This window comes from Staphylococcus sp. GDY8P119P (genome assembly GCF_017892075.1).
GTDB classification, from domain to species: domain Bacteria; phylum Bacillota; class Bacilli; order Staphylococcales; family Staphylococcaceae; genus Staphylococcus; species Staphylococcus ureilyticus.
The window spans coordinates 135,922-147,429 of the sequence record NZ_JAESKJ010000007.1 but is presented as its reverse complement, the minus strand read 5'-3'; the positions used below and the strand labels follow the sequence as shown (position 1 = coordinate 147,429).

Genomic DNA, 11,508 nt, shown 5'->3' with positions numbered 1-11,508 from the left:
GTTTGTTTATAGATATTTCTTTAGAAGAGGTTAGTTTTAAACATATATCACATAATTAAATAGAATATTTTATTTTTTAATCAAATACAGGGAAAGTATATTTTTTAATGCATGTGGAAATATATTGTATGTTGTATTATTATATAGTTATAGTTTTAATGTTAATATTAAAGAAAAATTATTTTTTGTGATTTTAAAAGGGATGTGTTGACCATATTAAATTTTCCTGACTATATTGATTTGAATGAAGTTAAAAAGCATAGTAAATATATGTCTGAATATTTGGATGAGCATTTAATTGACACTATGAGGGAGCTATATAAATACGATAAAAATACACTGAATCAAATTCGTAAAGAATTACATATTAGAGGTATTGGATTTAAAAAAGAATTACAAAACAATTTTTTTAAAGGGATTGAATACAATTTGTATCCATACATATATGTTAATGATGAAAAAGATAGGTATAAGTCTTTTCCTTTTGAACTGTTTGGATTAACAAAAATTGTATCAGATTTAAAAATAACTTCAGATAAATTTTTTAATTACATACCTGTTAATGGTTTTCATAAATATATACCAGCAGAACGAAAAGAGTTATTTGTTTCGAAATTGAAGGAATATGGATTTGAATTAATATATGATCATAAACATAAAGTAATTTCTGAGAAAAAGATAGCTAGTGATCTTGATATGTCTAAGTATATTTCTACTAAGTTATTCCCACACTTCATTAAATATTGTAGTGATAATAATTATAATATTACTGAAATTGACGTGGCTTTGAAAAATTATAAAAGTGCAAAGGGGACTAGAAATAAAACTTATGAAAAAATATATTATTACTGTATTGAGAAAGGCCTAATAAAATATGGTGATAATACAAAATATAATTTATATAATAATGAATTAGATGAATTGTTAAGTAGATACAATAGAAGTTATTTAAAATTTATGGACGACTATTTTTGTGAAGAAAATTTATTGTCAGATAGACCTTATGAATATGGGCAAAATGTAATAGAGGAAATTTTAAAAAATCATAATGTGAAGCATGACAATTATTTGATAAATTTGAATTCAAATTTGACAAAATTAAAAAAACATGACAATTATATATTCATTAAAGACATGCCTATTTCTGACATTATGAATTTTTATGAACTATCAAATATATTTTTGAAAGAAACAAGGTTAGTAAAAGCATTGGGAACAAAAATTTATGATATGGCAATTATCGAAATATTCCTGAAGTTTTTAGAGGAATTTCCCGATTTCAACAGGACTAAAGAGGAAATATTAAAAACAATCTCAGAAAAAGAATTTAAAATACTTAGAGATAGAAACAACGGTAAAACATTAGAAGAAATAGCTAAGAAAATCGATGTTACGAGAGAAAGAGTAAGACAAATTGAAGCAAAAGCAAAACGTAATTTGAAAGCATCTAGTGAATTAAATAAAACAATTAACTTCATTATTTTTAAATTTAGAAAAAAAACTATTATTCAACTATCACAAATTTTAAAAATTATAAATTTAAATTTAGAATTTGACTTTATAATTGCTATTTTATTAGAAGAACATTCAAAATACTTAGTTAACACTGAGTATATGTTTTTAATTTCACACGAATTATATAGAAAGATGAAAGATGAAATTGATTGGTATATAACTAATGGTAGTTTGGTCATACCATTGAATGAATTAGAATATATTCATGAAGAAAACATAGAATTTGCTACACAATTACTAAGTGAATTTAATTACAAATTAATAAATAATAATTTTGTGAAATCTAACATTACAATAGTAGCAGCATTAGAGTATATTATGTATTTGAACAAAGAAGAGATATTTATAAATAGTTATGAAGATTATGAGATATTAAAAAACAAAGTTGAAACTTTATTTGGTAAGAGAATTGATTCTAGTCCAAGAGCTTTATTCTCAAGAGCATCTGATGCTAGAAATGTTATATTAATAGACAAAAATGCGTATAAGTATGAAGATTTTAAAGACATAGATGGGAATTTTTTATCTGAACTTAAACAACTTGTAAAAGAAGAGTTTAACCAAGGACAATATGCAGATCCAAGATTAATATATAAAAATAATGATGAATTAATGAAAGTAAATAAAGTTTATTCATATTCACATTTATATTCTATAATCAAAAACTTTTATTCAGAAGACTTTAAAGTTGGACATCAAAACACACTATATATTTATCCCAAGGAATCAGACAATTTAACTGCTGAAGACATATTAACTAAGTATTTGGAAGAACATCCAGTTGCTCCGATTGATAAAGTATTAAAAGAATTAAAATGGAAACGAATTAAGTTAGAACAAATGATTCCAAGGCTTACCGACATAATAATTAAGGGTAATCAAGAAATTGTTTTGATTAAAGGTATAGAAGAAGAAGAAGATTACGATGTTCTATATAATTTAGTGAATAATGAAATAGAAAAGGGCTATTTAATCACAGCAGACTTATATATTAAAGTTGCTTTTGATGAAAATTTATCTGTATTGATAAATAAATATAATATTGTAGACCTCCATAGTTTTGCGCAATTTGTAAAATCCAAATTCATGTATATGATGGGACATTCACAATTTTTATATAGTAAATATACAGAATATAGAAATATTGAAGATATAATAGTATCTAAATTGCCTCAAATGATTACCGCAGAAGAATTGCGTGATTTTGTTGTTGAAAAAGGATATTCAGATCAAAGGTACTATAAGACGAAAAACATTTTGATTGATGAAAATAAAATAATACCATATAACAATGATATTTTTCTGAATCTTGAAAAATTTAACTTTTCTTCAAATATAGAAAATATTTTATTGGAAATATTAAAAGTTAAATTAGACGAAAATATATATTTAACTAAGAATCAACTTCAAGAAATAAATGTTGATATTAATGAGTCACTTATGGCAACACCTGAAATAATAGCGCATATTGCAAAAGTAAATGGTTATCAGTTACTTGAGGCATATTATGGTTCTACTTATGAATTACCTATTATAACTAACAAATTCAAATCTTATTCTGAACTTGTTTACACAATTATAAAAAAAGATTTTAAAGACATATATAGTGAAGAAAACTTATTATCCTTTTTAAAATCAAGAGGGTTAGTAACTGAAAATGCAGATCAAATATACTTTACAATTAAAGAAAGTGACTATTTCATCTTTGATAATTTAGGTTTTTTTCATTTAAATGACGGGAGGACAATAAATGTTTGATGATTTAAGGTTTAAACTACAATATAGGTCTAGTCATGACAACTTATTTGAGAATTTTTATAGACCCTGTTTAAATAATGCAATTAAATATGATAGAGCTTCTGGTTATTTTACAAGTGAAAGTTTGAAATTATTAGCTGAAGGCCTAGATGTATTCCTCTATAATGGAGGACAAATTAGAATTGTAGCTAACCCTAATTTGTCACAAGAAGATATTGAAGCTATTGAAAAAGGACATGCCGCTCGTGAAAGTGTGATTGAAAGACGTTTATTAAAAGAAGTTGAACTAAGTTATAAAACAATTGAAGATGATACGTTAAATGTTTTATCTTGGTTAATTTATCGAGGACAATTAGATATTAAAATTGCTTTTACTACTAACGGATCAATATACCATGAAAAATTTGGTGTTTTTACTGATCAAAATAATAATGCAATTGCATTTTCAGGTTCTGCTAATGAAACATATAATGGATTGAGCCAAAATTTTGAAAAAATAGATGTTTATTCAAACGATCAAGATAAACATAGAATTGATAATGCAATCGAGGACTTTGAAAAGTTGTGGTCAAATGAAACAAATGAATTAAAGGTAATAAATTTACCAGAAACTATAAGGAAAAAAATGATTGAATACAAATCTTCAATACCCCCGCTTGCCATAAAAAATAAAGAATCAGAATCAAATGAGAGGAAAATTGAACCTAGAGAATACCAAAAAGAAGCAATCAATAGCTGGCAAACAGCAGGGTATAAGGGGATATTAGAAATGGCAACAGGAACTGGTAAAACGATAACTAGTCTATTAGCTGCAAAAGCTTATAATGAAACAGTGAAAAGCTGTGTGACTGTTATAGTTGTACCATTTCAGCATTTAGTGAACCAATGGGAAAAAGATATAGACTTTATTTTAGGAACAGATGTAGTTAAATGTATGGGTTCTCAATCTTCATGGATAAACAAAACTAAAGAAATGGTTCAAGAGTATAATTTAGGACTTATTAATCAATTTGTAGTTGTTACGACATATAAGACTGCAACTTCAGCTCATTTTAAGAATCTATTTAGAAAATTGAACAATTCAGCAATGCTAATTACAGACGAATGCCATTACATAACTTTTAAAGGCTTCAAAGATTTCCCATTTGAAAAATTCAACGCTCGATTAGGTCTGTCTGCAACGCCAGATCGTTGGTGGGATGAAGAAGGAACTTCATATATGAAAAAATCAGTTGGAGAAGTAGTCTATGAATATACTTTAGACCAAGCTATTAGTAATGAAAAGTTAACAAAATATGATTATTATCCACATATTGTAGAATTTAATGAATCAGAAATGCAAGAATATAATAAAATCACGCAACTTATTATTAATAATTTAAATAAAGAAGATGCTGACACCAAAGAAAAATTAGAAGTTTTATTTAGAAAAAGGTCTAATTTAATCAATAAAGCTAATAACAAGATTAATGTTTTCTTGCAAGATTTTAAAACAAAGGATCTTTCTAAAATTACTCATACACTAGTTTACTGTGCACCTGGAGACATAGAAATGATTGTGAAATCAATTTCAGATTTAGGTGTAAAAGTTTCTAAATTTAATTCGGATGTTAAAAACAAGGACAGAGAAAAGCTGTTAACTATGTTTGAACAAGCGCAAATTCAAGTTTTAGTTGCTATTAAATGTTTAGATGAAGGTGTGGATGTGCCTGCAACTAAAACGGCATATTTTTTAGCAAGTACGTCTAATCCTAGAGAATTCGTGCAAAGACGAGGACGAATTCTTCGAAAACATAAAGGAAAAACTTTTGCAGTAATACATGACTATATTGTATTACCAATTGGATTGACTTATGACGATTTTTATAAAATTGCAGTAAAGGAATTGCCTAGATTTTCTGAATTTAATGATAGTGCGGTAAATACAACACGAAATAAATTAGAGATGAGTAAAGTATTAGAAGATTATAATCTAACGCACTTAATGTATAAAAAGCCATGGGATGTATATAAAGAAATGAAGGAGTTGTATGAGAATGACAGCATTAAATAATGAATTAAGTAAAAGATTATCAAATTTGGACGATGAGTATGAAACGTTATTAAGACCATTGCTTAACGATTTAGCAAGTGCGAATACAAGCACAGAAGAAACATTAGCTAAAGATAAGTTCAAAAAACACTTAAGCGAATTTGTTAAAGAAAGAGGTGGACAATAATATGAAACTTATTAGAATGGATTTAGAAAATTTCAGACAATATTATGGTAAGCAATCTATTGAATTTGCATATCAAGGAGACCAAAATACTACTATTCTTTTTGGGGAAAATGGTAAAGGAAAAACAGGTATATATAGAGCCATTATGTTTGTGTTATTTGGTTCAAAGAAAATCTCTCAAGATGCAGAGAATGAAAATATACATTTGACAAATTTTAAAGTTATTGATGATACTTCTGGACCTGCTCAGTCTTCTGTTACATTAAAATTTGAGCATGAAAATAATGTTTACGAAATCAAAAGAGTGATGAGAGCTATAAAAATATCTTCAAATTCAATTCAAGAACAAGAAGGGGACGTCAGTCTTCTTGAAATTGATTCAAAAACTGGAAACGTCAAAGCGAACGCTTTATCTGACAAACAAGAAATTAATATAAAAATAAATAAAATTATTAATGAAGACATTAAAGACTTCTTTTTATTTGACGCTGAAAAAATAGATACAATAGCAAAAGCAGATTCTAACGTGAGAAAAGAAGTTAAAAATGCAATATTTAGTTTGTTACAGCTAGATAAAATTGAAACTGCTAAAACATTTGTGAGGGATATTAGTAAAGTTGTTCGCCATCGCTTGTCTGAAGGTATGAAAGATGGTAACGCAAACCAAATATCAAAGAAAATGAGTGATATCGATATAGAGTCAGAAGAAATTAAAAACGTGCTAGTTAAAATAGATGAGGATAAACAAGTAATGGATGAAATGATCGCAAAACATTCATTAACATTAGAAAAAAACAAACATATTGTTGAGACTAAAAATAGAATCAAAGAAAAAGAAGATCAAATAGAATTATTACAAAATCAATTAGAGAATAATAAGACACAACTAAGTCGCAGCTTATTTGAGGTTGCTCCATCTTTATTATTAGAAGGATTCCTAGATGAGAATAAAAATTATTTTGATAATTTTTTAGGTGATAATAAAGTAAGTATACCTAAAGAAATTTTGAATTTATCATTATTAAATGATAAATGTATTGTGTGCGACAATGATTTAAAAGAACATGAACAAAACAAGAAATACATTGAGTCTTTACTAGAAACATATAAACACTCCGAATCATATGAACTAGCTAGAAATTTGTTAAAAGAAGCAAAAGATAGTCTGGATGAGCATAAAAAAAGCGAACATGATTTCAATAGTAATTTAAAGAGTTATAAAAATTTGAGTAATCAAATTTCAAAAGAAGTGGATTCTATTAAAGACTTTAAAGATGATATTGCTAACTCTGCCAAAAATTCTGTAGATTTAGCGGATATTCAAAGTATGATAGAACAAGAAGAAACAAAAAAGGAAAATGCCATTAGAGAAATTGCTCTTAAAGAAAATAAACTTGAAGAATTGGATGTGCAAAAAGAAGAACTAGAAAAGCAATATCAAGAACTTTTAAAAAAGGAAAGTAGAAATGAATTTGATCAATCACAGTTACAAATATTAGTAACACTCGAACATGAATTAAAAGATATTTCAAAAACATTTAGTGAAGATGTAAGAAGCTTACTAGGTAAATATACTTCTGAAATTTTCAAAAAGTTAATTGATAAAAAAGATATCGAGGTTATTAATAGTGTTGAAATAGATGCACATTTCCAGATTGTTGCCTTTAATAATAATGGATATAAAATAACACAAGATATTTCACAAGGACAAAGACAGATACTTTCTCTTTCTTTTATAACTGCATTAGCTAAATTAGCAGTTAGAGAGGATTCTGTTGATAAAATTGACTATCCACTGTTTATGGATTCTCCATTTAATCGATTGAGTGGAATGAATAGAGATAATTTAATTGAAAAGATACCAAATTTAACAGCGCAGTGGATACTACTTGTTACAGATACTGAATTAACTCCAAGTGAAGAAAAAGTATTTAAATCTACAAATCGTTTAGGAAGATGGTATAGAATAAACCAATTAGACATACACCATTCTGAAATTGAAGCAGTAGATTTAAATGAAACAATGTCTACTAGAGGAGGGTTTTAAATGGGTATATTAAAAGATAATCAAATGATATTTTTTACCGACAGTAAATATAACGATGTTTTTGATACTTTTAACAAAAAAGAATCAAAAAACAAAATAGAAATTAAACAATTATATATACTAGCTGCAGCAGTAGGATTTAAAAATTCAAAACGAGTTCAAATTGAAAATAAAGGTAAAGAAACAAGAACTAGTTACTTATCATATAAAGAAGAAGCATTGCTACTTAATATGGTTTTTGCTGATAGTGAAATAGATAATAATATTGATGAAATTGTAAATTTAAATAATAAAATGAAAATTAAAAATATAATCGATGAATATGCAAATGGAGGACTAGAGCTAATTGTTGAAAGTGGACTACCTCATAGATGGAATGGCGAATTTCTTAACAATGAAGATGGAAATTTAACGTTTGATTTATCAAAGTACATACTTGCCGAAATTCAAAACATTCCGTTTTAAGGAAAATGATTAATAAAATTAAAAAAACGGTGGTAATTCCAACTTGTAGATATTTATATTAGTTACAAGTTAACTATACCTTAGCACTATAAATTAATGTTTTCTTATTGGTATTACATGCTGCTCATAGTCTAATTTAAAAATATCTATAATGACTAAGCAAATATTTTTTGAGAGCGTCTTTGGGGGTTGCTTGTGTACCTGTTATAGTTAAACTAATAAAAAGTGTAGGCAATATTAATATATTGTCTACACTTTTTATTAATTTGACGTTTTAAAAACAAAAACCACATCACTAACCGATAAGCAAGAACCTGTATTAGTGGAAATAGATTTTAATAAATGACCCTCATTAGAACACTTTTATTACTTAATGATTTCAATTGTAAGAGGGACAACAAAATCTTCACCTTTATTTACTGTGACAATACCTATAATTGCATAAACAAATCCTGCAATTGATAAAACAAATAGCGGAATATAACCTATTAGTACGATAGTCAATATCCAAGATATAATAATATAACAAGTATAACTTATTGCAAAATTCAAGTAATTTTTACCTTGTTTGTTCAAGTATTCAGATTCGTCCTTTTTCATAAGCCATATAATTAATGGACCGATAAAACCTGTGAATATGTTTAATATCCAAATTAACATAGCCATTGTTTTATCATTTTGACTTACATTTGGAAAAGCATGTGGATTTTTCGATTGATTTAGTAAATTCATTTTTTAACCCCTTTGTTTTTATATATAGTATCAAAATACTATATAACTATATTAATTGATTTTGCAAAACTTGTATACTTAAATTTATCTTGCATATAAATATTATTAACATACAGAGAGTATTTGAATTTTAATATGCATATTCGTAATCACATAACCTCCAAAGGCCACAACGCCTATAACATCCCATCAAGTTTAAAGGGACCATATCAGTGATATGTACATAATAACGCTTATGACAAAGGGGTGGAAAATAATGGCAGCAGAAACACATAAAGGTTGTGTTAAGTGTGGACATACAGAAATTGAAGAAGGAACACTTTCAGCGACAGGTTCAGGTTTTTCTAAAATATTTGACTTGCAACATAATAATTTTACAACAATAACATGTAAAAATTGTGGGTATACAGAATTTTATAAAGTGGATAAAAATAGAACAACAGATATTGTCGATTTATTTTTTGGAGGATAGAAATTATAAATAAATATGACGGTACATAAAATACTGTTTTACGATAACTGTATAAATACAGATGGAATTTTATCGTATTTTAAAACTAGTCAACATTATGAGGTGGACTACGAAATCTTTTTAATTAGATTTCTGGTTCACTTTTTTAATTTAACATTTACTTCTATTTAATTGGAACTTAATACTATTTTGTTACGTTCGTGGTAATCAATATGAATTGGTAACTTAAAAAATAGATAGGAGTGGCGTTATTTTATGAAAAAAAGCACCTCGAGTATCATATTTACGATGTCTGCGGCAGGCATTTTTGTAGGGACACAAGATGCTAGTGCATCGGAAGTAGAGGATCAACAGAAAAAAACAGAAGCAATCAATGAAACGAATCAAAACGATGATACAATCACACAAACTTCAGATAAAGCGGTGGAAACAGAATCACCTGCTAATAAAGTAGCTAACATTGAGGGTAATAATCAGGAAGATGCAGCAAATGATACCAAGGCACAGTCAAAAACAAATCATGATCAAAATTTAAATGAAGATAATTTAACTTCTTCTAAAAATGCCGAGGAGGAAGTAGATCAAAATACACAAAATACATATAAGCAACAAGATGAAAGTAATAAACATATACAACCATCTGATAATCAAGAACAAAAAGAATCATATACAGCAGCGAAAGAACAACCAAAGTTACCAAATCAATCAACGTCCAATCAGTATAACCCAGGAAATAATCAAAAATGGGATAATGAAGTAGATAAAAATGATGATGCTACTTCAGAGCAACAGCCCAAAGAGGAAAAATTAGATAAAAGAACTGCAGAAGATAATCATAAGTCGAACAAAGCGTTAACATCAGATGAAGCCGCTACAACAGAGAATCCAAATCAGCAAAATCATCCACCTCAACAAAATAACAATGAGCTTACTAATCAGGAATCAAGTCATAAAAAAGCAACTACACAGCAAACACAATCCAATGACCATCGTTATGCGATCATGACGATTGGAAAAGATAACACCGAAAAGAATTTAACTTGGTATCATGAATCGGACGAGCAAGGTTATGTGGAAATTGCAAAAGCAAATGAGCAGGGTGATTTTTCTAATGCAAGACGTCTAGAAGGAGAAACATATAAAGGTAGCAACACAAAAAGTTTGTTAAATAAAGATATACCAAAAATGAATTATACTCATGCAACGCTACCTCACTTAAAAGAAAATACAACATACATGTATCGCTTTTTTAACGGTGTAAATGGAGAAAAATCCCCGATACGTCGTTTTGATACGAATAATAATGGAGAAACGAATTTTATCGCTGTCGCTGATCCACAACTAGGTGCTTCGGGAGATTTAGTGGAGGATAATGCAGGATGGCAAAATACTGTGAATCAAATGGCACAGTTAAATAAAAATCCAGATTTCTTAATGAGCTTGGGAGATCAAGTCAATTTGCCTTGGGATGAAAAGGCATATAGTGGTTTTATAGAAGCCAAAGGGATGGAAAATTTCACAGTTGTACCTACTTTAGGTAATCATGATCGTGCCAATAAAGCTTATTCTGAACATTTTAATATTCCTAATTTGCAAAATGGTGGTAAAAACCTTGCTAGTTCTGATTTTTATTTTACGCACAATGATACACTTTTTGTCAGCTTGAACTCTGAAAGTTTAGATTATAAAGGGCACGAAGAGACGATGAAACGTGCGATTGCAGATACTAAAGATCAAAATCCCAAGTGGATTGTCGCACTCACTCACAGAAATCCATATTCAGCAGGTAAACATTCTGATAAATTAGCAACAAAAATTAGACGTGATAAATTTGCGCCATTGATGAAAAAGTACAATGTTGATTTAGTATTAGGTGGACATGACCATTCTTATAGTCGTTCACATGTTATGAATGGTAAAGATGTTCAAGTTAAATGGGATGAAAATGGAGCAGCACCACAAACATATTCAAATCCAAACGGTACAATTTATGTAACATTAAACTCTGCTAGTGGTAGCAAATTCTATGAATTAGATGGAAAAAAGGATTATGCAGTTAAATCAATACAGGATAACCAACCTGCTTATACGAAAGTGAATATCACGAAGGATTATATTGAAGTATTAACATACCATGTACCACAAGGTAATGAAAAACTAGGTGACCCGATTGATCGTGTCCGCATTAATAAAGATGATAATTAAACCTGCTTTCAGTTATGATATGACAAATGATAATGATATCAAAATATAGAGCGGTAAGTCATCGGGTTGTGTGACGTCACTATACGCTACCGTGT

At 28.1% G+C, this 11,508-nt stretch carries 8 protein-coding genes; 7 read left to right on the top strand and 1 reads right to left on the bottom strand.

The features are described from left to right. Positions 1-240 precede the first annotated feature (240 nt). From KA830_RS10160 to KA830_RS10140, 5 genes are read left to right on the top strand one after another with little or no spacing between them, the layout of a single operon-like run. Positions 241-3,273, top strand: a complete 3,033-nt coding sequence (locus tag KA830_RS10160; RefSeq protein WP_204179850.1) for a sigma factor-like helix-turn-helix DNA-binding protein — start codon at positions 241-243, stop codon at positions 3,271-3,273. After that, positions 3,266-5,326 carry a DEAD/DEAH box helicase family protein gene (locus KA830_RS10155; RefSeq protein ID WP_204179849.1) on the top strand — a complete coding sequence of 687 codons (2,061 nt, stop codon included), beginning with the start codon at positions 3,266-3,268 and terminating at the stop codon, positions 5,324-5,326. Before KA830_RS10160 ends, KA830_RS10155 begins: the two co-directional genes overlap by 8 nt. Then, positions 5,310-5,492 (top strand): hypothetical protein, encoded by a 183-nt coding sequence (locus KA830_RS10150; RefSeq protein ID WP_204179848.1) that lies wholly within the window; start codon positions 5,310-5,312, stop codon positions 5,490-5,492. Before KA830_RS10155 ends, KA830_RS10150 begins: the two co-directional genes overlap by 17 nt. A gap of 1 nt (position 5,493) precedes the next feature. Then, positions 5,494-7,539, top strand: coding sequence for an AAA family ATPase (locus KA830_RS10145; RefSeq protein ID WP_204179847.1), 2,046 nt, complete (start codon positions 5,494-5,496; stop codon positions 7,537-7,539). Beyond that, complete coding sequence (locus KA830_RS10140; RefSeq protein WP_204179846.1) at positions 7,540-8,004, top strand: hypothetical protein; 465 nt, start codon at positions 7,540-7,542, stop codon at positions 8,002-8,004. Between the two features lie 366 nt (positions 8,005-8,370). Here the strand turns inward: KA830_RS10140 and KA830_RS10135 are convergent, their stop codons facing one another. Further along, positions 8,371-8,736 (bottom strand): DUF4870 domain-containing protein, encoded by a 366-nt coding sequence (locus KA830_RS10135; RefSeq protein WP_070038702.1) that lies wholly within the window; start codon positions 8,734-8,736, stop codon positions 8,371-8,373. A 256-nt stretch (positions 8,737-8,992) separates the two neighbouring features. Between KA830_RS10135 and KA830_RS10130 the strand changes: the two genes are divergently transcribed. Together KA830_RS10130 and KA830_RS10125 are read left to right on the top strand one after the other, a co-directional pair. Beyond that, positions 8,993-9,208 carry a zinc ribbon domain-containing protein gene (locus KA830_RS10130; RefSeq protein ID WP_046207202.1) on the top strand — a complete coding sequence of 72 codons (216 nt, stop codon included), beginning with the start codon at positions 8,993-8,995 and terminating at the stop codon, positions 9,206-9,208. Positions 9,209-9,463: 255 nt separating this feature from the next. Beyond that, entirely contained in the window at positions 9,464-11,413 is a 1,950-nt protein-coding gene (locus tag KA830_RS10125) for a purple acid phosphatase family protein (protein WP_210123128.1), read from the top strand. Positions 11,414-11,508: the final 95 nt, after the last annotated feature.